The organism is Azorhizobium sp. AG788 (genome assembly GCF_943371865.1).
GTDB lineage: Bacteria > Pseudomonadota > Alphaproteobacteria > Rhizobiales > Xanthobacteraceae > Azorhizobium.
Genome location: NZ_CALRWL010000004.1, coordinates 79,704 through 100,078, shown reverse-complemented (window position 1 = coordinate 100,078; position 20,375 = coordinate 79,704). Strand labels below are relative to the sequence as shown.

21 protein-coding genes are annotated in these 20,375 nt (G+C 66.6%); 12 read left to right on the top strand and 9 right to left on the bottom strand.

All coding sequences use genetic code 11. The annotated features are described in order from the left end of the window. Positions 1–177 precede the first annotated feature (177 nt). Entirely contained in the window at positions 178–2,574 is a 2,397-nt protein-coding gene (locus AAG816_RS04300) for a transketolase (RefSeq protein WP_341988287.1), read from the top strand. On the opposite strand, the gene AAG816_RS04295 is transcribed toward AAG816_RS04300, so the two are convergent. Next, positions 2,558–3,172, bottom strand: a complete 615-nt coding sequence (locus AAG816_RS04295) for a hypothetical protein (RefSeq protein ID WP_341988286.1) — start codon at positions 3,170–3,172, stop codon at positions 2,558–2,560. The two genes, AAG816_RS04300 and AAG816_RS04295, sit on opposite strands and share 17 nt — an antisense overlap. 110 nt (positions 3,173–3,282) lie before the next feature. On the opposite strand from AAG816_RS04295, the gene AAG816_RS04290 reads away from it, so the two are divergent. Next, the gene (locus AAG816_RS04290) at positions 3,283–3,612 is read left to right on the top strand and encodes an SMR family transporter (RefSeq protein ID WP_341988285.1); all 330 of its coding nucleotides are present in this window, start codon (positions 3,283–3,285) and stop codon (positions 3,610–3,612) included. A 55-nt stretch (positions 3,613–3,667) separates the two neighbouring features. On the opposite strand, the gene AAG816_RS04285 is transcribed toward AAG816_RS04290, so the two are convergent. Beyond that, the gene (locus AAG816_RS04285; protein WP_341988284.1) at positions 3,668–4,273 is read right to left on the bottom strand and encodes a GNAT family N-acetyltransferase; all 606 of its coding nucleotides are present in this window, start codon (positions 4,271–4,273) and stop codon (positions 3,668–3,670) included. Positions 4,274–4,498: 225 nt separating this feature from the next. Then, positions 4,499–5,746, bottom strand: coding sequence for a glycerate kinase (locus AAG816_RS04280; RefSeq protein ID WP_341988283.1), 1,248 nt, complete (start codon positions 5,744–5,746; stop codon positions 4,499–4,501). Between the two features lie 230 nt (positions 5,747–5,976). Here AAG816_RS04280 and AAG816_RS04275 point away from each other — a divergent pair, with 230 nt between their 5' ends. The 5 genes from AAG816_RS04275 to AAG816_RS04255 all read left to right on the top strand — a co-directional run bounded on the left by AAG816_RS04275 (position 5,977) and on the right by AAG816_RS04255 (position 11,000). Further along, positions 5,977–6,918 (top strand): TAXI family TRAP transporter solute-binding subunit, encoded by a 942-nt coding sequence (locus AAG816_RS04275; protein WP_341988282.1) that lies wholly within the window; start codon positions 5,977–5,979, stop codon positions 6,916–6,918. 197 nt (positions 6,919–7,115) lie between these two features. Beyond that, positions 7,116–9,167, top strand: a complete 2,052-nt coding sequence (locus AAG816_RS04270) for a TRAP transporter permease (RefSeq protein WP_341988374.1) — start codon at positions 7,116–7,118, stop codon at positions 9,165–9,167. After that, complete coding sequence (locus tag AAG816_RS04265) at positions 9,164–9,529, top strand: DUF1850 domain-containing protein (protein WP_341988281.1); 366 nt, start codon at positions 9,164–9,166, stop codon at positions 9,527–9,529. Before AAG816_RS04270 ends, AAG816_RS04265 begins: the two co-directional genes overlap by 4 nt. Positions 9,530–9,560: 31 nt before the next feature. After that, a complete protein-coding gene (locus AAG816_RS04260) occupies positions 9,561–10,463 on the top strand; it encodes a methyltransferase domain-containing protein (RefSeq protein ID WP_341988280.1) in 903 nt (300 codons plus the stop codon). Between the two features lie 75 nt (positions 10,464–10,538). Further along, on the top strand, positions 10,539–11,000 hold the full coding sequence (locus AAG816_RS04255) for a thioesterase family protein (RefSeq protein ID WP_341988279.1): 462 nt from the start codon (positions 10,539–10,541) through the stop codon (positions 10,998–11,000). A 7-nt stretch (positions 11,001–11,007) separates the two neighbouring features. Here AAG816_RS04255 and AAG816_RS04250 read toward each other — a convergent pair whose 3' ends face one another. From AAG816_RS04250 to AAG816_RS04235, 4 genes are all read right to left on the bottom strand, one after another. Beyond that, entirely contained in the window at positions 11,008–11,238 is a 231-nt protein-coding gene (locus tag AAG816_RS04250) for a hypothetical protein (protein WP_341988278.1), read from the bottom strand. 77 nt (positions 11,239–11,315) lie between these two features. Continuing rightward, complete coding sequence (locus tag AAG816_RS04245; protein ID WP_341988277.1) at positions 11,316–11,720, bottom strand: (deoxy)nucleoside triphosphate pyrophosphohydrolase; 405 nt, start codon at positions 11,718–11,720, stop codon at positions 11,316–11,318. Next, on the bottom strand, positions 11,717–12,958 hold the full coding sequence (argJ, locus tag AAG816_RS04240; protein ID WP_341988276.1) for a bifunctional glutamate N-acetyltransferase/amino-acid acetyltransferase ArgJ: 1,242 nt from the start codon (positions 12,956–12,958) through the stop codon (positions 11,717–11,719). The genes AAG816_RS04245 and argJ overlap by 4 nt, the downstream gene beginning before the upstream one ends. A 69-nt stretch (positions 12,959–13,027) precedes the next feature. Next, positions 13,028–13,339 (bottom strand): hypothetical protein, encoded by a 312-nt coding sequence (locus tag AAG816_RS04235; RefSeq protein WP_341988274.1) that lies wholly within the window; start codon positions 13,337–13,339, stop codon positions 13,028–13,030. A gap of 105 nt (positions 13,340–13,444) precedes the next feature. Between AAG816_RS04235 and AAG816_RS04230 the strand changes: the two genes are divergently transcribed. Further along, the gene (locus tag AAG816_RS04230; RefSeq protein ID WP_341988272.1) at positions 13,445–14,107 is read left to right on the top strand and encodes a TetR/AcrR family transcriptional regulator; all 663 of its coding nucleotides are present in this window, start codon (positions 13,445–13,447) and stop codon (positions 14,105–14,107) included. Between the two features lie 38 nt (positions 14,108–14,145). Here AAG816_RS04230 and AAG816_RS04225 read toward each other — a convergent pair whose 3' ends face one another. Next, positions 14,146–15,078, bottom strand: a complete 933-nt coding sequence (locus AAG816_RS04225) for a peptidylprolyl isomerase (protein WP_341988271.1) — start codon at positions 15,076–15,078, stop codon at positions 14,146–14,148. A 368-nt stretch (positions 15,079–15,446) separates the two neighbouring features. Between AAG816_RS04225 and rpmF the strand changes: the two genes are divergently transcribed. The 3 genes from rpmF to AAG816_RS04210 all read left to right on the top strand — a co-directional run bounded on the left by rpmF (position 15,447) and on the right by AAG816_RS04210 (position 18,132). Then, positions 15,447–15,632: a 50S ribosomal protein L32 gene (gene rpmF, locus AAG816_RS04220; RefSeq protein ID WP_274776185.1), complete on the top strand. Its 186-nt coding sequence runs from the start codon at positions 15,447–15,449 to the stop codon at positions 15,630–15,632. Positions 15,633–15,904: 272 nt separating this feature from the next. Continuing rightward, a complete protein-coding gene (locus tag AAG816_RS04215) occupies positions 15,905–16,309 on the top strand; it encodes a hypothetical protein (protein ID WP_341988270.1) in 405 nt (134 codons plus the stop codon). A 104-nt stretch (positions 16,310–16,413) separates the two neighbouring features. Beyond that, the gene (locus AAG816_RS04210) at positions 16,414–18,132 is read left to right on the top strand and encodes a GGDEF and EAL domain-containing protein (protein WP_341988269.1); all 1,719 of its coding nucleotides are present in this window, start codon (positions 16,414–16,416) and stop codon (positions 18,130–18,132) included. Between the two features lie 134 nt (positions 18,133–18,266). On the opposite strand, the gene phaR is transcribed toward AAG816_RS04210, so the two are convergent. Continuing rightward, positions 18,267–18,866, bottom strand: a complete 600-nt coding sequence (gene phaR / locus AAG816_RS04205) for a polyhydroxyalkanoate synthesis repressor PhaR (protein WP_341988268.1) — start codon at positions 18,864–18,866, stop codon at positions 18,267–18,269. Between the two features lie 211 nt (positions 18,867–19,077). Here phaR and AAG816_RS04200 point away from each other — a divergent pair, with 211 nt between their 5' ends. Then, entirely contained in the window at positions 19,078–20,256 is a 1,179-nt protein-coding gene (locus AAG816_RS04200) for an acetyl-CoA C-acetyltransferase (protein WP_341988267.1), read from the top strand. Positions 20,257–20,375 lie beyond the last annotated feature (119 nt).

Genomic DNA, 20,375 nt, shown 5'->3' with positions numbered 1-20,375 from the left:
GATGGATGACAGCACCTGCCGCGAAATGGATTTTTTATCTGCTTCAGACCTATTAATTCGAACCGTTTCCTAAAATTCATGCGCACTGAAGGTCAATTCGGCAAAAATGCCCGCCCCAACGCAGGTAAGATCATCACCGGTCGAGCGACCCAAGAGATCGACCCTCGGGAGGCAGACTTGCGTGCATCGTCGGACCTGGAAATCCTCAGCGCATTGGAGCGCAAAGTCCTGTGGCTGGCCAGTTGGACCATCCACAATGCGAACCATCTGCGTCCGTCGTCCGACGGCCTGAAGGTGGGCGGGCACCAAGCCTCGTCCGCCTCGCTCGCCACCATCATGACGGCGCTGTATTTCCACACCCTGCGGCCGCAGGACCGGGTGGCGGTCAAGCCCCACGCCAGCCCGATCTTCCACGCCATCCAATATCTCCTCGGCGCCCAAACGCGCGAGAAGCTGGAGGCGTTCCGCGCTTATAAGGGCGCGCAGTCCTACCCCTCCCGGACCAAGGATACCGACGACGTGGATTTCTCCACCGGCTCGGTGGGACTGGGCGTGGCCCAGACGCTGTTCGCCAGCCTGGCGCAGGACTATGTGCGCGCCCATGGCCTCGGCCCGCAGGGGCGCCCCGAGGGCCGCATGATCGCCTTGGTGGGCGATGCGGAACTGGACGAAGGCAATGTGTTCGAAGCCCTGCTGGAGGGCTGGAAGCACGATGTGCGCAACACTTGGTGGATCGTGGACTACAACCGCCAGAGCCTCGACGCGGTGGTGCGCGAGGGCCTGTACGAGCGCTTCGTCGGCATTTTCGAAGCCATGGGCTGGCAGGTGGTGGTGCTGAAATACGGCTCGCTGCAGCAGGCGGCCTTCCGCGAGCAGGGCGGCGCCCGGCTGAAGGCCTGGATCGACACCTGCCCCAATGGCGAATATTCCGCTTTGACCTTCCAGGGCGGCGCCGCCTGGCGCAAGCGCCTGTTGGATGATCTCGGCGACCAGGGCGATGTGACTGCGCTCATTGAGCGGCGCTCCGATGCGGAACTCTCGGCGCTGATGACCAATCTGGGCGGCCATGACCTGCCCACGGTGATGGAAGCGTTCGACGCCATCGATCACGACCGCCCGGTCTGCTTCCTCTGCTACACGGTGAAAGGCTTCGGCCTGCCGCTGGCGGGACACAAGGACAACCACGCCGGCCTCATGACCCCGGCCCAGGTGGAAACCCTGCGCGCCGCCATGAACGTGCGCCCCGGCCACGAATGGGAGCCGTTCGAAGGGTTGGCGCTGCCGCAGGCCACGCTCCGCGATTTCCTGGCGAAGGTGCCGTTCCGGCGCGAGGGCACCCGGCGCCTGTCCGATCCGGCCCTGCCGGTGCCGGCCCTGGTGACGCCGCCCAATCCCAGCCTCTCCACCCAGGCGGGCTTCGGCCTGATCCTGCAGGAGATGGCCCGCGGCGACAGCGCCTTGGCCGGACGCATCGTCACCACCTCGCCGGATGTGACGGTCTCCACCAATCTCGGCCCATGGGTGAACCGGCGCGGCTTGTTCGCCCAGCGCGAGCTGATCGACGTGTTCAAGCGCGAGCGCATTCCCTCCACCTTCAACTGGGAATTCTCCCCCAAGGGGCAGCATCTGGAACTGGGCATCGCCGAGATGAACCTGTTCCTCATGCTCTCGGCGCTGGGCCTCTCGCATTCCTTGTTCGGCGCGCGTCTCATTCCCATCGGCACGCTCTACGACCCGTTCATCTGCCGCGGCCTCGATGCCCTGAACTATGCCTGCTACCAGGACGCCCGCTTCATCGTCGTGGCGACCCCCTCGGGCATCACGCTGGCGCCCGAAGGCGGCGCGCATCAATCCATCTCCACCCCGCTCATCGGCATGGCGCAGGACGGGCTTGCCTCGTTCGAGCCGGCGTTCGTCGATGAACTGGCGGTACTGATGGGATTTGCCTTCGACTATGTGCAGCGTGAAGGCGCGGGACCGGACGAGGACCACAACTGGCTGCGGGATGCCACCGGCGGCTCAGTCTATTTCCGCCTGTCCACTCGCCCCCTGGCCCAGCCGCAGCGCACGCTCACCGACACCCAGAAGCGGCACATGGTGGATGGCGCCTATTGGCTGCGGGAGCCCGGCCCCAATGCCGAGGTGGTGATCGCGGTCCAAGGTGCGGTGACGCCGGAGGCCATCGAGGCGGTGGGCCTGATTGCCGAGGACCGCCGTGATGTGGGCCTGTTGGCGGTGACCTCCGCCGACCGTCTCAATGCCGGCTGGACCGCCGCCGCCCGCGCCCGTGAGCATGGCGTCCTCAATGCCCAGAGCCATGTGGAACGGCTACTGGCGCCCCTGCCCCGTCATTGCGGACTGGTGACGGTGATCGACGGCCACCCGGCCACCCTGGGATGGCTGGGCTCGGTGCACGGCCACCGGGTGCGGGCGCTGGGCGTGGAGCATTTCGGCCAGACCGGAACGCTGCAGGATCTCTACCGCCACCACGGCATCGATACCGCTGCCATGGTCGCCGCCGCGCAGGCGGTGGCACCGGGGCGGCCCATGCGCCACCTCAGGGCGCTGGGCTGAACAGCGGGCCGGCCACCGGCGCCAGCGCCGAGCCGAGCAGAATGAGCGCAAAAACCCCCAGCGCCACGGCGGCGCTGCGGGAAATGCCCCGCGGCGTCGCGAACCGCCCGGCGGAACGGGCGATAAGATGGCCCAGCAATACCCAGCCGGTACCGATGACGAGCAGCACCGCGCTGAACACCGCGAGAGCCGGCGGCAACGTCGCCAGCCCACCCTTGGGGAAGATCACGAAGGCGAAGATCAGTCCCTTGGGATTGAGCAGCGTGGCCACGAATACCTTGTGCGGCCCGATGGCGGCGGGCGCAGTCCCAGCAACGCCCGCGGCCGGTTGCCAGAGGCCGACCGCAGACACCGCGATATAGACCGCCGCCGCCAGCCGGAACGCCATCAGGACCGTGGCGTGGCCCGCCACAAGCGGGCCGACCAAGGTGCAAAGCAGCCCGATGGTAACGAGATAGCCGGCCAATTCCGCCGGCACCAGCCGCACCGCATGCCGCGGCCCGCCCGCGGCCCCGGCAGCGGCGAGCAGCGTATTGGTCGGTCCCGGAACACTCAGCAGCGCCGCGACCGAAAGAACGAAGGCCAGATCCAGCGTCATGGCGCCGCGTATGGCGCCACCGACGCCCGTGGCGCAACCCCGGTATTTCCCGGACCGCTTGTTGCTGGATTGGGATTGACGTGGCGCCCCGTGCACGCGTCAGGTGCGCGATGACCTATATCCTGCTTGGCATCGCCATCGTCGCCGAAGTGCTCGCCACCACCATGCTGAAGTCGGCGGAAAACTTCACCCGGCTCTGGCCGTCACTGCTGGTGATCCTGGGCTATGCGATCGCCTTCGTGTGCCTGTCCTACACCCTGAAGACCATTCCGGTGGGCATCGCTTATGCCACCTGGTCGGGTGTCGGGATCGTTCTGGTAGCAGCCATCGCCTGGGCCATGTACGGACAGGTATTGGATCTGGCGGGCGTGATCGGCATGGGCCTCATCATCGCCGGCGTGCTCATCGTCAATCTGCTGTCGAAGACGCCGGTGCATTGAACGGCGCCGTGCGCGCAGACCGGCGCGCACGGATCGACCGTCCGAACGGCGCTGATCAGGCGGCGTTGGCGGGGCTCAGAACCATGTTCAGCACGCGTTGCCCGGCGCTCCATTGCGCCTGGAACAGCGCCCCGGCCACCCCCTGGGCGTCGGCCATGGCTTCCCGTGCCAAAGACGAGGCGGACGGGAACGGCGCCTTCAGTTCCGCCACCACTTCATCGGTGTGGAAGGTGAGGTCGGCGTCGAACTTGCGGGCGATCTGCTGCATGCGGCGATTGCGGGCCAGGCAGCTCATATAGAGGGTGCGGATGCCGCGGTTGCGGGCGGCCAGAACCGTGCGGCGCATCAGCAAAGTGCCAAGACCGAGATTCTGAAAACCGGCCTCGACGCTGAAGGCCGCCTCGGCCTCGCTGGGCAGGATTTCGGAGAAGGGATACAGTTCGGCGGCGGCGCGCAGAATGCCGTCCACGAAGCACCCGTGGATCACGGCGCCGGAGCGGAACACGCGACCGGCATAATGCTCGATGAATTCGGGGCCAACGGCCGATCCGAACCGGCTGCGACGGGTTTCCACATCCAGACGCAGGAGATGGTCACGAAAGATCTGAACTTCGCCGGGCCACAGCTTGCGGATGATGCCCGGGGCGCGCTCTTCATTCATGATGGTACTCCTGTATATTCGTCGCCAGATCCCCCTCGCATCTCTCCTCTTATCTAGTTGCAATGCAGCAAAGGTCAAGCGTGCTGACCTTACCTCCACGACCCTTTGCCGTGCAAAGATTTGCTTTCCACATAGCAAGCCATTGATGCAGCAATTGAAACCAACTGCCATGCGCTTTTCGCGCCCCTGCTGCGCCGCAGCATCATGTCCATATTCGTCGCAGGCTTAACGCCGGATGAGGATGGCGCGGAAATCGTTGACGTTGGTGAGGGTGGGCCCGGTGATCACCAGCCGATCCAGCGCCTGGAAGAAACTGTAGCCGTCATTATTGGCCAGGAAGGCCTCCGGCGAGACGCCCTGCGCCCGCGCCGTCTCCAGCACGCTGGCGTCGAACCAGGCACCGGCATTGTCCTCGGTGCCGTCCACCCCGTCTGTATCGCAGGCGATGGCACTGACGCCGGCCTCGCCCTTCAGCGCGATGGCCAGGGCCAGAAGAAACTCCACATTCCGGCCGCCCCGGCCCTTGCCGCGCACCGTCACCGTGGTTTCGCCGCCGGACAGCAGCACGCAGGGCGCACCCGCCGGCAGGCCGTGCACCGCCGCGGAACGGGCGATGCCGGCGAACACGGTGGCCGCCTCCCGCGCTTCGCCCTCGATGGCATCGCCAAGGATGAGCGGGGTCAGGCCATGGCTGCGGGCAAGGGTTTCCGCCGCCGTCAGCGCCATCAGTGGGGTGGCGATCATATGCACCTCCTGCCCCGGCAGGGGATCGCCGGAGACAAGATTGCCGCGGATCACCTGCTCCAGATGCGGGGTCACGGCGATGCCATAGGCGGCCATCAGGCGCAGCACCTCCTCGGGATCCGACGCCTCGGGAATGGTGGGGCCGGAGCCGATCGCGCCGGGATCATCGCCCGGCACATCGGAGATCAGATAGGTCACGCACCGGGCCGGGGCGATGGCCGCCGCCAGCCGTCCGCCCTTGATGGCCGACATGGACTTGCGCACCCGGTTCATCACCCCGATGGGCGCGCCGGACTTCAGCAACTGGGTGTTCAGCGCCTGCTTGTCCGCCAGCGTGAGCCCCTCGGCGGGCTGGGTGAGCAGGGCCGAGGCGCCCCCGGACATCAGGCAGATCACCAGATCGTCTGGCCCGGCAGAGCGGGCCAGCTCCAGGATGCGCCCAGCGGCATCGAAGCCGGCCTGATCGGGCACCGGATGGGCGGCCTCGACGATCTCCACATATTGAGTTTCGCAGCCATGACCGTAGCGGGTCACGATCAGCCCCTCGCACGGGCGGCCCCAGGCCGCCTCGAACGCGCGCGCCATCCGCGCGGAGGCCTTGCCGGCACCCAGCACGATGGTCCGCCCCTTCGGCGGCGGCGGCAAACGGCCCTCGAACTTGCCCTCAGGCAGCGCCGCGTTCAACGCGACATCGAACAGGGCAAGCAGGAGATCCCGATCGGACGGCATGGCGTTTCCTCTTGTATACTTTATGCCATCACTAGCGCGCCCATGCGTGGGGGGCAACGGCGGGCGTGCCTCTCGTCCGGCACGCCCCAATGCGCCTCAGACCTCCCCCAGCGGAAGATAACCCCATTGGAAAATAGTCGAAGCGCCGACAAAACCCGCTAGCCTTTGGCCGCGCAGGCGATAGCCTCAGTCCTAATAAAAAACTGAAAAATGACACTGGGAGATCGCCCATGAAGAAGCTCGCCCTTGCCACGTTCGCAGCAACCCTGGCGTTTGCGCCAATCGCCGCCAAGGCGGAATTCGTCAATGTGCTGACCGGAGGAACCTCCGGCGTTTATTACCCGCTGGGCGTCGCCATCGCCAAAATCATCTCCGACAAGGTGCCCGATGCCCGCCCCTCGGTGCAGGCGACAAAGGCGTCGGTGGAAAATCTGATCCTGATCCAACAGGGCAAGGGCGAGATTGGCTTCACGCTCGCGGACAGCCTCGCGGACGGCTGGGCCGGCAAGGAAGACGCCGGCTTCAAGGCGCCGCTCAAGAAGCTGCGGGCCATGGCCGCCATCTACCCCAACTACATTCAGATCGTCGCCGCCAAGGACAGCGGCATCAAGACCATCGCCGATCTGAAGGGCAAGCGCCTTTCCGTCGGCGCCCCCAAGTCCGGCACCGAGCTGAACGCGCGGGCCATCCTCAATGCCGCCGGCCTCAAATATGAGGATCTCGGCAAGGTGGAATATCTGCCCTTCGCCGAATCCGTCGAGCTGATGAAGAACCGCCAGCTGGATGCGACGCTGCAGTCCGCCGGCCTTGGCGTGTCGTCCATCAAGGACCTGGCCACCGCCGTGGAGATCACCGTGGTGGAGATCCCCAATGCCCTCGTGGACAAGGTGGGCACACCTTATCTGAAAGCCGTGATCCCCGCCGGCACCTATACCGGCCAGGACACGGCAATCCCCACCGCGGCGGTGCCAAACTTCCTGGTGGTGCGGGAGGATATGAAGGAGGTGGAGGTCTACGCTTTGACCAAGGCCATCTTCGACAATCTGTCCGACCTCCAGGCCGCCCATGTGGCCGCCAAGTCCATCAGCCTCAAGGATGCCATGAAGGGCTCGCCGGTGCCGTTCCACCCCGGCGCCGAGCGCTATTTCAAGGAAAAGGGCGTGACCCCCTGAGGGTCGCCAGGGGCCGGCGCGCGCCGGCCCCTTTTGCATTCGCCTGAACCGGCCCGGTGCCGGATCGCATTGCGAGGGATGACGCAGGACGCGGGTCCGCCCCCCTCATCGCCTGGAGCGAGCGAACGATGAGCGTGCCAAGTGGAACCGCCAGTGAGGTCATCGCCCCGCCCCAGGCCTTCGCGCCCATCGACGACATGGAGCACGGCCTGCCGCCCGGTTTCGGCAGCGGGATGAAGGGCACGATCCTGTTCGCGATCGCTATCGCCTTCTCGGTCTATCAATTGTTCGTCTCCACCTACGCCATCCTGCCGAGCCAGGTGATCCGCGCCCTGCATGTGGGCTTCCTGTGCCTGATCGCTTCAGCCTTGATCGCCAATCATCGCGCCACCAATCCCCTGACGCTGACCGTGGGTTGGACACTGGGGCTGGTTGGGTTTGGCACCGGCCTTTACCAGTGGATCTTCTATAACGACCTCATCCTGCGGGCCGGCGACATCTCGCAGATGGACTTCGTGGTCGGCATCGCTTTGATCGTGGTGGTGTTCGCAATCTCCTGGCAGATGATGGGCCCCGCCCTGCCGCTGATCTGCGGCGGCTTCCTGGCCTATGGCTTGTTCGGCCAATATCTGCCCGCCCCGTTCGACCATCGCGGCTACTCGCTGGAGCAGATCATCGAGCAGATGTCCTTCGGCACCGAAGGCATCTACGGCGTGCCAATCGCGGTCTCCGCCACCTACATCTTCCTGTTCGTCCTGTTCGGCACCTTCCTGGAACGGGCCGGCATGATCCAATTGTTCAATGACATTGCCCTCGGCCTGTTTGGCCGCGCCCGTGGCGGACCGGCCAAGGTGGCGGTGTTTTCGTCCGCGCTCATGGGCACCATTTCCGGCTCCGGCGTCGCCAATGTGGTCACCGTGGGCCAGTTCACCATCCCGCTGATGAAACGGTTCGGCTACAGCTCCTCCTTCGCCGGCGGGGTGGAGGCAACGGCCTCCATGGGCGGCCAGCTGATGCCGCCGGTGATGGGGGCGGTGGCCTTCATCATGGCCGAGACCATCGGCGTGCCCTATGCCGCCATCGTCAAGGCGGCGATCATTCCCGCCATCCTCTATTTCGCCTCCGCCTTCTGGATGGTGCATCTGGAGGCGGGCAAGCGCGGCCTCACCGGCATCCCCAAGGACGCGGTGCCCAAGGTGCTGCCGGCCCTGCGGCGCGGCTGGTACCTGCTGCTGCCGCTGGCGGTGCTGGTCTATCTCTTGTTCGCCGGCTACACGCCGCTGTTCGCTGGCGCCGTGGGCCTCGCCCTCACCGTCGTTCTGATCCTCGGCCAGAGCCTTGCGGCCGCCATGGGCCATCCCATGGTGCGGCTCGGCTTCTGGGTGGTGGTGGGGCTGGTCTGCGCCACCTTCTTTCAGCTGGGCGTCCTGGTGGTGGTCGCCCTGGTGCTGGCCTTGATTCTCGGCAATCTCGTCAGCCGTGGCGGCCGTGCCACCCTGGCGCTATGCCGCGACGGCCTCGCGGAAGGCGCCCGTCAGGCCCTGCCAGTGGGCATGGCCTGCGCCATCGTCGGCACGGTCATCGGCGTACTGACGCTTACCGGCACCGCCACCATCTTCGGCAATTGGGTGGTATCCATCGGCAAGGAGTCGCTGGCGCTCTCGCTGCTGCTGACCATCGTCACCAGCATCATCCTGGGCACCGGCATTCCCACCATCCCCACCTACATTATCACCGCTTCGCTGGCCGCGCCGGCCCTGCTGACGCTGGGGGTGCCGCTCATCGTCAGCCACATGTTCGTGTTCTATTACGGCATCATCGCCGATCTGACACCGCCAGTGGCCCTCGCCGCCCTGGCGGCGGCCCCCATTGCCAAGGCCTCGCCCGATGCCATCGGCTGGCAGGCATGCCGCATCGCCTTGGCCGGCTTCCTCATTCCGGTCATGGCCGTGTACGAGCCCACCTTGATGCTGCAGCAGGGCGGCGAGATCGCCGCGCAATATGGCTACTGGGTCGAAGTGGCCTACGTGACCACCAAGGCCTGCATCGTCATCGGCCTGTTGGGCGCCATCGCCATCGGCTGGCTGTTCGGGCCGCTGAGCATTCTGGAGCGCATGGTGGCGGCGGTGGCGGCCTTCCTGTTCGTGGCCGCTTTACCGAGTTCGGATCTGGCGGCCTTCGCGCTGCTCGCCGCCTTCCTCACTTGGCATCTGATGCAGGTGCGCCGGGCGCCGGCTTCTGCGCCGTGAGCCTCATCTGTCTGTCGGGGGCGGGCGTCACCATCAAGCTGGCGGCGGCCATCACCCTGATGTGGACCCACTCGGTCCAGAAAACCTCCTGGGCCGAGGACTGGCATGCCACGCCGCAGGGGCTGACCATCGCCGAAATGCGCATCCAGGGCTCGGGCGCCGGCATGGAGCCACCGGCGGACGCGATGCGGGTGGGCGATCATTATGTCTCCCACCCGGTGATGGCGCCGCTGCCGCGGGCGGTGCTGCGCCGCTCCGGCGCCACGGCGGACTGGCAGGTGTGCCAGGACGGCACCTGCCGCCCCATGAGCGACCTGCTGCCCCCCGGTGCCGATCCGGTGGAACTGTCGGTCTGCCCCTAATCCGGATGCGTTTGGCCGGAGGACCGCTTATATGCGGGACATGAGTCACCCGATCGTCTTTGATCGCGCCTTGCTGCGCCGCCGCCTTGCCCGCGCCCATCGCCTGGGGCCAGTGGATTTCCTGCTGGAACGCGCCGCCGAGGACATGGCCGAGCGCCTCTCAACCATCAAGCGCCGCTTCATCCATGGGGTGGATCTGGGCACCGCCACCGATGCGGTCGCCCGCGCGCTCACCGGCCATCCCGGCGTCGCGAGCCTGGTCGCCGCAGCCCCGCTCCTCGCCGGCCTCGATCAGCGCCGGCCGGCAGTGGTGGTGGACGAGGAAGCCTTGCCGTTCGGCGAGGGCGCTCTGGATCTGGTGGTCTCGGCCCTTTCGCTGCAACTGGTCAACGATCTGCCGGGCAGCTTCGCCCAGATCCGGCGGGCGTTGAAACCGGACGGGCTATTCCTCGCCGCCCTCATCGGCGGCGGCAGTCTGGCGGAGCTGCGGGAGGCCTTCGCCATCGCCGAGAGCGAGACCACCGGTGGCGTCTCGCCCCGGGTGGCACCGTTCGCGGATGTGCGGGACATGGGTGGTCTGTTGCAGCGGGCCGGCTTTGCCCTGCCGGTCACCGATGTGGACCGGGTGGTGGTGCGCTATGGCTCGCCCTTCGCCTTGATGGCGGACCTGCGGCGCATGGGAGCAAGCAACGCCCTGGTGGAGCGCCGCCGCACCCCGCTGCGCCGCGCCACCTTGCTGCGGGCCGCCGAAGTCTATGCCGAGCGCTTCTCGGACCCGGATGGGCGGGTGCGGGCCACGTTCGAGATCGTCTGGCTGTCGGGCTGGGCGCCCCACGAGAGCCAGCAGAAGCCTTTGCGCCCCGGCTCTGCCCGGATGCGGCTCGCGGATGCGCTGGGCACCGCGGAGCTGCCCACGGGCGAGACGCCGGGATAGGGCAGCACCCTTGACCGGATCGTGCCAATGGTGAGCATGGGCGGTCCCACCGAAGCGCGACCCCAAAGGCCCCAGATGTCCACCACCGAGAGCCAGCCGAAGGCCGAGCGCGAGGCCCCCGCCACCCGCGCGTCCTTCCCCCATTTCCTGCCCATCACCACCCGTTGGTCGGACATGGACGTGTATGGACACGTGAATAACGTGGTCTATTACGCGTATTTCGACACGGTGGTCGCGGAGTTCCTCATGCGCACGAACGGTGTCAATCCGCATGAGAGCCGCGCCATCGGCCTGGTGGTGGAAACCCGCTGCTCCTACTTCGCCAGCCTCACCTTCCCCGAGCAGGTGGAAGCCGGCCTGCGGGTGACGCGGCTGGGGGGCACGTCGGTGCGCTATGAAATCGGGATCTTCAAGGCCGGCGAGGCGACCGCCTCGGCGCAGGGCTATTTCGTCCACGTCTATGTGGACCGCGACACGCGCCGCCCGGTGCCGCTGCCGGAGCACCTGAAGACGGCACTGGCACCGCTGGTGGTTTAGCCCGAGATCACAGTCGGGCGGCGACGGGCTGCTGGTTTTGCCTGATGGACCGGACGCGGGGCGCCAGAAACCAAGCCAGCGGCAGCGAAATCAGGGCTGTGAGCACGGTCATCTGCGGAATGAGCGCGAAGGCGTGCGAGGCCAGGGGCGTGGAGAGAATGACGATGACGCCGACGCCGAACAGAACCGCCTGGATCATCAAATAGAGCATCGCCGAGATTTGGAGCCGAACGGACATGGCGTGAGCCTCCAGAGTGCCGATATGCCTCAGCACAACGGCCCCCGGCAGCCCCCGGTTCCGAACGGCGCGCCGCCTCAGGGGCCGAGTAGGTCGATCAGCGCCGGAATCAGCGGCTCGTCGGCGGGAGGCATGGGGATGTCGCGCAGCTTTGACGGACGCAGCCATTTCAGCGCGCTGTGCTCCAGCGCGCTGACCGGCCCGTCCCAGCGGCGGCAGATCCACAGCGGCATCAACAGGTGGAAGTCCGCATAGCCGTAGCTGGCGAAGGTCAGGGGTGCCAGGCACTCCTCCTTCACGGTGATGCCGAGTTCCTCGTGCAGTTCTCGGATCAGGGTCTGTTCCGGGCGCTCGCCGGCTTCCACCTTGCCGCCGGGAAACTCCCACAATCCGGCCAGCGCCTTGCCCTCCGGGCGCTGGGCAACCAGCACCCGGCCATCCGCATCCACCAAGGCGCAGGCGGCGACGAGGGTGATCTTCACGAACGGTAGTCGCCGTTGATGGCCACATATTCCTTGGTGAGATCGCAGGTCAGCACCCGATCGCTGCCCTTGCCGAGGCCGATATCCACGGTGATGTCGATGACGTCGCCCTTCATGTAGGCGGACACCGTGTCCTCGTCATAATCGGGATCGCGGGCGCCATCGGCCGCCACCCGGTAGGGGCCGAAGGAGATGGCCAGGCGATCGCGGTCCGCCGGCTCGCCGGCCTTGCCCACCGCCATGACCACGCGACCCCAATTGGCGTCCTCGCCCGCCGCAGCGGTCTTCACCAGCGGCGAATTGGCGATGGAGAAGGCGATGCGCCGCGCCGAGCGCTTGGACACCGCGCCGGTGACATTGACCCGCACCAGCTTGCGCGCGCCCTCGCCGTCGCGGGCCACTTGCTCCGCCAGATCGCCCAGCAGCGTCTTCAGGGCCTTGCGGAAGCCGCGCAGCACCGGATCGGCAGCATCCTTCACCAGCGGCGCGCCGGCGGCCCTGGCGGCACCGGTGGCGAACAACAGCAAGGTATCGGAGGTGGAGGTGTCGCCGTCCACGGTGACGGCGTTGAAGCTGTTGACCACCAGCTTGGAGAGCAGCTTCTGCAGCACCGGCGCCGCGATCGGGGCATCGGTGAATACGAACGACAGCATGGTCGCCATGTCCGGGGCGATCATGCCGGCGCCCTTGGCGATGCCGGCGAGCGTCACGGTGGTGTTGCCGAACGGCACCTGGGCGGTGGCCAGCTTGGGAAAGGTGTCGGTGGTCATGATCGCCCGCGCCGGGCCTTCCCACGGCCCCGGCGCCAGACGGCCGGCCACCTCATCCAGCACGCCCACGAACTTGGTGGCGTCCAGCGGCTCGCCGATCACGCCGGTGGAGGCGAGGAAGATCTCGGAGGGCTTGCAGCCCAGGGCCTGCGCGGCAATGTCCGCGGTGAGCGCTGTGGACTCGCGTCCCTTCTGTCCGGTGAAGGCATTGGCATTGCCGGAATTCACCACCAGGCCCCGCGCCTTGCCCTTCTTGAGGGCTTCGCGGCACCATTCCACCGGGGCGGAGGGGCATAGGGAGCGAGTGGTGACGCCGGCGACCGTCGTGCCCTTGGCCAGGGAGACCAGCAGCACGTCGGTGCGATTCTTGTAGCGCACGCCGGCTTCCGCCGTGGCGAACGTCACGCCCGGAACGGGCGGAACCTCAGGGATGAACTTGGGCGCGAGCGGCGAGATGGACGCGGACATGATAGCCCCCAGAGGTGATGGCGAGAGCGGTGTGCCGCACCTCGCCGCCTTAGGCAAGGGCATCCATGGTCACGCCCGCACCCGCGGCCGCAGCCAGGGACCGGCGAACCGGTGGACGGCGGGGATGATGCCGAAAACCATAGCCGGCACCATGACCGGCACGATGGCCAAGGTCTTCTGCCAGACCGCCCATCCCTCGGTGGCCGGGCCGAGGAGATAGAGAATGAGGGTGATGACGGGATAGGCCCCCAGGGAGGCCGCCAGGGTGATGCGGAACCGGCAAGGCGCGGACAGGCGGTGATGCGGATGACCGCTCGCAGGGCCATCGGCCGGGGGCTGCGCGTGCGGACCGGACGGCGGGGCAGGAGCATGACCGGACATGGGAGACCTCTCGCGTCATAAGAAACGAAACGGATCGTTCTAATTATGGATTTGAACTATCCGGCCCGTTTCGTTATGTCAATCCAACGACCGGGGGAGATCGCCATGAGCACGGACACACCAGCCCCCGTAAAGCGGCGCACCTCCATCGGCGGGCGCCGCAATCCGCAGAGCGCCACCGCCATTCTGGACGCCGCCGCCGACATTCTGGCGGAGAGCGGGCTGGCGGGCTTTTCCATCGAGGCGGTGGCCCGGCGCGCCGGCGCGGGCAAGCCCACCGTCTACCGCTGGTGGCCCACCCGGACAGCTCTCCTGATCGAGGTCTACGCCCGCCAGAAGGAAACCGTGCTTCAGGTGGACACCGCGTCGCTGGAGGGTGATCTGCTGGCGGTGATGCGGCGGCTGTTCGCCTTCTGGCGGGACACGCCCGCCGGCCCCGCCTTTCGCTCCATCATCGCCGAGGCGCAGTCGGACCCGCAGTCCCTGGCCCTGCTCACCACTTTCCTCGCCGAGCGCAAGCAGCATGTGCACGCGCTGATCACGCGGGGCATCGCCCGCGGGGAGCTGCCGTCACAGGCCGACTGTGCGACGGTGGTGGAACTGATCTTCGGCTTCTGCTGGATGCGCCTGCTCACCGGGCAGATCGACCGCGACGCGGACCTGCCGGCCCTGGTGCATCACGTCCTCTACGGCGCCGGGCACAGCGAAGGCTCTGAACAGAAAGACGGCGCGACAGCCTTAGCTGCCGCGCCGTCCAGATCGGCCTGATTGGCGGGATCAGTGCGATCGCGCCGGGTTCCGCACGCTCACTTCGGCGCGGCGGGGGTCGCCGGAGCAGCGGGGGCGGCGGCGGCGGGCGCGGCAGCGGGAGCCGCCACCTTTTCCACCTTGGCGTCGGCCCGCAGCTTGGTCACCAGATCCGACTGCGACTTGCGGATCAGGAACTGGTCGATCTGGTCGGAGACCTGCTCAAAGCTCGGAACCGGCTTCTGGCGCTTGTCCTCGACCTTGATGACGTGCCAGCCGAACTGGGTCTTGACCGGATCGGACACCTGGCCCTTGTCCAGCTTGAACGCCGCATCGGCGAATTCCGGCACCATCTGGTCCTTGGTGAAGTAACCCAGATCGCCACCGTCCTCGGCGCTGTCCTTGGAGTTTTCCTTGGCCAGCTTGGCGAAATCGGCGCCGGCCTTGGCCTTGGCGGCGATTTCCTTGGCCTTGGCCTCGCTGTCCACCAGGATATGGCGGGCGTGCACTTCGGTCTCGGGCTTGGACTGGGCCACGAACTCTTCATAGGTCTTGCGCTTGGCCGCGTCGGTGACCGCCTTCTTGGCCTCGGCGCTCATCAGCGTCTCCATCAGCGCCTTGGTGCGCAGATAGTTCATCTTGCTGGTGAATTCCGGGGTCTGGTCGAGCTTCTGCGCGGTCGCCGCCTGGGCGAGCAGGGTCATGTCGGTGAGGAAGGAGAGGATATATTCCTTGCGGGCCTCGCCCTGCACCTGCGGCAGCCCGGCGCCGATGTCTTCCTCGGCCAGAGCCAGCTCGCTGGCCTTGATCGGCGTGCCGTTCACCGTCTCCAGCACGGGATCGGCGGCGGCGCCGGATGCGGGGGCCGCGGCGGGCGCGCTGGCGGCGGGCGGCGTGGCGCTCGGCGCCGGAGTCTGGGCGGACGCCTGGCCGCTGAAGGCAAAAGCGGTGAGAGCGACCGCCAAAGCGGCGGTGTGAGCGGTACGCATCATGGGATCCAATGTCCTCGCGTTGAACGGGTCGCCTTGGCGGCCGGCACCCTCGCGCAGCTTGACTCCGCTGACAAGGGGGCTTTCTTGAGGCGGAAGAGACCGGGTTCGCGCGCCCGATCCCATCGGAAATCGCGGTTTTCCCCGCGATTTCAATCTAAGGCGGACGCATTCTAAAATCTTGGCAACCTTGAAGACCGGTTCCAGGCTCAGCGCATCCGCCCTCATATCGTATTTCCCTGGGCAGGGGCCTTCCGCTTCGACGCGCGACGCTGTATAAGGCGCCCCTCTCAATTGAGAACTGGTTTCGCATGCCTGCGCGAACCGCCGCGGCAGGCATTGGCACTCGGACGTTTGCTGGAGTTTGGACAATGGCTGTCCCGAAGAGAAAAACCTCGCCGTCGCGTCGCGGTATGCGCCGCTCGGCGGATGCGCTGAAGCAGCCCACGTATGTGGAAGACAAGGATTCCGGTGAGCTGCGTCGTCCGCATCACCTGGACCTGAAGACCGGCATGTATCGCGGTCGCCAGATCCTGAAGCCCAAGGTCGAGGCCTGATCTGTTCGCGGACGGCTGAGCCGTCCGCGCCGATCTGCCGGAGCCATCTGGCTCCAGGACGACATGACTCCAGGACGACGAAGCGACCCTCGCGGTCGCTTTTTTCGTTTGTCCGGACCCCTTCATCATGTCCGCTGGTCTGACGTCTTCACGCCGCACCTCTGCGGGCACGGCCTGCCATGACTTTTTAACCGGCATGTGCGACCCATCGCGCTCTGATATGCACGGGCCACCCCATGGCGGGCTGCACCCGTCCGGCCGAGGAGCGCGCCATGCTGACCCCGATTCCGCTGTTGATCGTCCCGCTCGCGATCTACAACATTCTCGTCTTCATCACCCCTGGCCTGGAATGGACCAGCCCGCTGGCCAGCTTCGCGCTGCCCTCCGGCGCCACCTGGGCGGTAAGCCTCAGCGATGCCTTCACCGCCTTCTGCCTGCTGGTGCTGTTCTTCGAGCTGATGAAGGCCACCCGCATCTCGGCCCGCTCAATCATCGACCACATGCTCTCGCTGCTGCTGCTGATCGCCGCCATCGTTGAATTTCTCATGGTGCGGCAGGCGGGCAGCTCGGTGTTCATGCTGCTCATCTGCGTGATGCTGCTGGATGTGCTGACCGGCTTCTCGGTCTCGATCCGGGTCGCCCAGCGCGATGTTTCCGTGGTGCCCCCGGGCCAGTAGCCGCACCTTGTACCTCTGCCCGATGAAACCCTTTGAGCGCGCCATAAGTTCGGTAGGATGGACAGTGCTGACACGCCCCCACGGGGGCAGGCAGAGGTGAGACCGTGAGCGGACGCAATGCAAAGCCCCTGGCGGCGCTGGCGGCCCCACGGACTCCCGCAGGCCCCGGCGAGGCCCTGAGCGCCCCATGGGATGCGCTGAGCGCCGGCCGCTGCGTGGCCTATGCCTGGGATCTCACCAGCGATGAGATGACGTGGAGCCCCAACATTGATGCCGTGTTCGGTGCCGACGCCGCGCACCGTCTGGCCAAAGGGCGCGACTTTCTCAAGGCCTGCGGCATCGAGACCCGCGCGGCGGCTTATCATGCCTTCCAGCCCCTTGCCGGGCCGGCGCAGGCGGCGGGCATTCCCTATGAGGCGCTCTGCCGCCTGCGGCTGACGGACTCCGCCGCCGAGATGCGGGCGATAGATCAGGGGCGCTGGTTTGCCGGCGCGGACGGCCAGCCGGCGCGGGCCATCGGCACCGTCCATCTGATGCCCGCCGCCCTTGGGCCGGACTCAGGCCTGAGCGTCGATGCCCTCACCGGCATCGCCACCCGCCGCCACCTGCTGGACGCAGTCACCGCTATCCGCCGCACCGACGATCCCTCCTGGGCGCTGTTTCTGGTGGGCCTCGACGATCTGGGCCGCATCAATGAGCGGTTTGGATTTGAAGCGGCGGACCAGTTGATCGTCTCTCTGGCCGGCCATTTGCGGTCGCGGCTGAAGGCGCCAGATCTGCTGGTCCGCTTCTCCGGCAACAAATTCGCCATCCTGGTCACTGCGGTCGAGCCGGCCATGGTCTCCAGCTTCGGCGAGGCGCTGATCGAGGAGATCCGGGGCACGCCCCTGTCCACCGGCGCCGGGACCATCCCGATCAGCGTCACCATCGGTGCCATCTGCGCCCCCCAGGCGAGCCTCGAACCGGATCAGATCGTTTCGCGCCTCCAAGAGGCCCACGAGCGGGCCAAGCAGCGCGGACGGGGCCGCTTCTTTCTCGACGACCGCTCGAGCCATGACGAGGGCCGGCGACGCATCAATCTGCGCATGGCCGACGAGATCGTGCACGCGCTGGATGAAAACCGCGTCCACGTGGCGTTACAGCCGGTGGTGCATGCGGCGAGCCGCGCCCTGGCCTTCAGCGAGGCCCTGGCGCGAATCCCGGCAGAACCGGGACATCATCCCTACGGCGGCCAGCGCCTGGTGGCCGCGGCGGAGCGGCTCGGCCTCATGGGCGGGCTTGACCGCGCGGTCCTGCAAAAAGTGGCCGCCGCCATGCGGAGCGATCCCACCTTGACCCTGTCGGTCAATGTGTCGGTGTCATCCATTGCCGATGAGGCCTGGATGCGCCTGTTCCACCGCGACGTGGACGAGACCATCGGCAGGCGCCTGATCATCGAACTGACCGAATCGGTTACCGTGGATGACCTGCCGGCGGCACGCCAATTCATCAGCATGGTACGCAAACGCGGTGTGCGCATCGCCATCGACGACTTCGGCGCCGGCGCCACCTCGTTCCGCAATCTGCGCAAGTTGGACGTGGACATCGTCAAGATCGACGGCAGCTTTGTGCTGCACATGATCAAGTCCGCGGACGACCGCGCGTTCGTGCAGGCCCTGCTTGCCCTGGCCCACCAGCTGGGCATCCAGACCGTGGCCGAATGGGTGCAGAATGAGACCTCGGCGGCCATGCTGCTCGACTGGGGCTGCGATTATTTTCAAGGCGCGCTCAGCGGCTTGGCGCAGCCCTTGCGGGAAGCTCCCCCGCATACCGGCGGGTACTGACCGCCCAAGACGTCATCCATCACACCGGACCCGACGTCCCCGCAGGCCTCCAGGACCACGCAGGCCTCGCGGGAGCGCGGGAGCGCGGGAGCGACCGCGAGGATCGCTCCCGCTGCTGGGTGTGGTGGCTGGGTCTACTGGCTGCCGCCCTCGGGCTTGGTCACCAGTTTTTCCAGCTTCTGCTGCATGTCGGCCATCTGCCGCTTCAGAGCGTCCAGCTCATCGGCGCCGGTGGGAGCCGGCGCGGCGGGAGCTGGGGTCTCGGTGCCGGCGACTTCACCTTCCCCCTTGAACGGGAGAAAGATGTTGAAGGCGCTGCCGAACACTTCCATGTTCCGCCGCACCTGCTCCTCGAAGCCGCTGAATGGCGTTCCCGTGATGGTTTTCGCCACATGGTCGCGCATCTTGCCCTGCTCCTTGGTGAAGCTTTCGATGGACATTTCCAGGTAGCGCGGAACCATCATCTGCATGCTATCGCCGTAAAAGCGAATGATCTGCCGCAGGAAGGCGATGGGCAGAAGGTTCTGCCCCTTATTTTCCTGTTCAAAAATGATCTGCGTCAGCACGGAATGGGTAATGTCGTCACCATTCTTCGCATCATAGACGACGAAATCTTCACCCTCTTTCACCATATTGGCGAGGTCTTCGAGCGTCACATAGGTGCTCGTGCCGGTGTTATAGAGGCGTCTATTTGCGTACTTCTTGATGGTGACTGGCTCTTGCGTCTTGGCCATTGTCCGGTCATCCGTTCTTCCCTTGGGCGTAGTCACGGTAGAACCTTTCCCGCAGCACGGCTACCAATTTGTGTGCGGCGCGCGCGTTCCATGATGCGCCGCGCTCGTCCGTGCACCCCATGATTTGGATCATTGACAGCGGGTCCGGCACCCAACCACCATGCGCCGCATTCGAGTGCGGCGCATTAAGGCCGCCCCAGGAGAGAAGCCCATGACCGACGACGTCGTCATCGTCAGCGCCGCCCGGACCGCCGTAGGGTCCTTCAACGGTGCCCTGTCCTCCCTCCCCGCGCATCAACTGGGCGCCATCGTCATCAAGGCCGCCCTTGAGCGTGCGGGCGTTGCCCCCGCGGACGTCAGCGAAGTCATCCTCGGGCAGGTGCTCACCGCCGCCCAGGGCCAGAACCCCGCCCGCCAGGCCTCCATCGCCGCCGGCGTCCCCATCGAGAGCCCGGCCTGGGAAGTCAACCAGGTCTGCGGCTCGGGCCTGCGCTCCGTGGCGCTGGGCTTCCAGGCCATCAAGACCGGCGACAGCACGCTGGTGGTGGCCGGCGGCCAGGAATCCATGAGCCAGTCCACCCATGCCGCGCACATGCGCAACGGCACCCGCATGGGCAATCTCGACCTCACCGACACCATGATCAAGGACGGCCTGTGGGATGCCTTCAACGGCTACCACATGGGCAACACCGCCGAGAACGTGGCGCGCCAGTACCAGATCACCCGCGCCGACCAGGACGCCTTCGCGGTGGCCTCCCAGAACAAGGCGGAAGCCGCCCAGAAGGCCGGGCGCTTCAAGGACGAGATCGTCCCCGTCACCATCTCGTCGCGCAAGGGCGACGTGATCGTGGATACGGACGAATATCCCCGCCACGGCGCCACCATCGAAGCCATGGGCAAGCTGAAGCCCGCCTTCGAGAAGGACGGCACCGTCACCGCCGCCAACGCATCCGGCATCAATGACGGCGCCGCCGCCGTGGTGCTGATGAGCGCTGCCCGCGCCAAGGCGGAAGGCAAGACCCCGCTGGCCCGCATCGTCTCCTGGGCGCAGGCCGGCGTGGACCCGGCGGTGATGGGCACCGGCCCGATCCCCGCCTCCCGCGAGGCCCTGAAGAAGGCCGGCTGGACCGTGGACGATCTCGACCTCATCGAGGCCAACGAAGCCTTCGCCGCCCAGGCACTGGCGGTGAACAAGGAACTGGGCTGGGACATCGACAAGGTGAATGTGAACGGCGGCGCCATCGCCATCGGCCACCCCATCGGCGCCTCCGGCACCCGCATCCTGGTGACCCTGCTGCACGAGATGCAGAAGCGCGACGCCAAGAAGGGCCTCGCCACCTTGTGCATCGGCGGCGGCATGGGCATCGCCATGTGCGTCGCCCGCGACTGATCCGGATCATCACCCGCGGCGTCTCATCCCGCCGCGGGCCTTGTTTTCTCGCATGACATCATCGGCTTGCTAACAGGCCTCCGGGGGCGGGGATCAACCTCGCCCCGAAAGCAGGCGGC

Coding starts and splice junctions, on each gene's coding strand:
- AAG816_RS04295 (WP_341988286.1), bottom strand. CDS start 3,172: ATGACGCTGGATCTGGCCTTCGTTCTTTCGGTCGCGGCGCTGCTGAGT.
- AAG816_RS04290 (WP_341988285.1), top strand. CDS start 3,283: ATGACCTATATCCTGCTTGGCATCGCCATCGTCGCCGAAGTGCTCGCC.
- AAG816_RS04285 (WP_341988284.1), bottom strand. CDS start 4,273: ATGAATGAAGAGCGCGCCCCGGGCATCATCCGCAAGCTGTGGCCCGGC.
- AAG816_RS04280 (WP_341988283.1), bottom strand. CDS start 5,746: ATGCCGTCCGATCGGGATCTCCTGCTTGCCCTGTTCGATGTCGCGTTG.
- AAG816_RS04275 (WP_341988282.1), top strand. CDS start 5,977: ATGAAGAAGCTCGCCCTTGCCACGTTCGCAGCAACCCTGGCGTTTGCG.
- AAG816_RS04270 (WP_341988374.1), top strand. CDS start 7,116: ATGGAGCACGGCCTGCCGCCCGGTTTCGGCAGCGGGATGAAGGGCACG.
- AAG816_RS04260 (WP_341988280.1), top strand. CDS start 9,561: ATGCGGGACATGAGTCACCCGATCGTCTTTGATCGCGCCTTGCTGCGC.
- AAG816_RS04255 (WP_341988279.1), top strand. CDS start 10,539: ATGTCCACCACCGAGAGCCAGCCGAAGGCCGAGCGCGAGGCCCCCGCC.
- AAG816_RS04250 (WP_341988278.1), bottom strand. CDS start 11,238: ATGTCCGTTCGGCTCCAAATCTCGGCGATGCTCTATTTGATGATCCAG.
- argJ (WP_341988276.1), bottom strand. CDS start 12,958: ATGTCCGCGTCCATCTCGCCGCTCGCGCCCAAGTTCATCCCTGAGGTT.
- AAG816_RS04235 (WP_341988274.1), bottom strand. CDS start 13,339: ATGTCCGGTCATGCTCCTGCCCCGCCGTCCGGTCCGCACGCGCAGCCC.
- AAG816_RS04230 (WP_341988272.1), top strand. CDS start 13,445: ATGAGCACGGACACACCAGCCCCCGTAAAGCGGCGCACCTCCATCGGC.
- AAG816_RS04225 (WP_341988271.1), bottom strand. CDS start 15,078: ATGATGCGTACCGCTCACACCGCCGCTTTGGCGGTCGCTCTCACCGCT.
- rpmF (WP_274776185.1), top strand. CDS start 15,447: ATGGCTGTCCCGAAGAGAAAAACCTCGCCGTCGCGTCGCGGTATGCGC.
- AAG816_RS04215 (WP_341988270.1), top strand. CDS start 15,905: ATGCTGACCCCGATTCCGCTGTTGATCGTCCCGCTCGCGATCTACAAC.
- phaR (WP_341988268.1), bottom strand. CDS start 18,866: ATGGCCAAGACGCAAGAGCCAGTCACCATCAAGAAGTACGCAAATAGA.
- AAG816_RS04200 (WP_341988267.1), top strand. CDS start 19,078: ATGACCGACGACGTCGTCATCGTCAGCGCCGCCCGGACCGCCGTAGGG.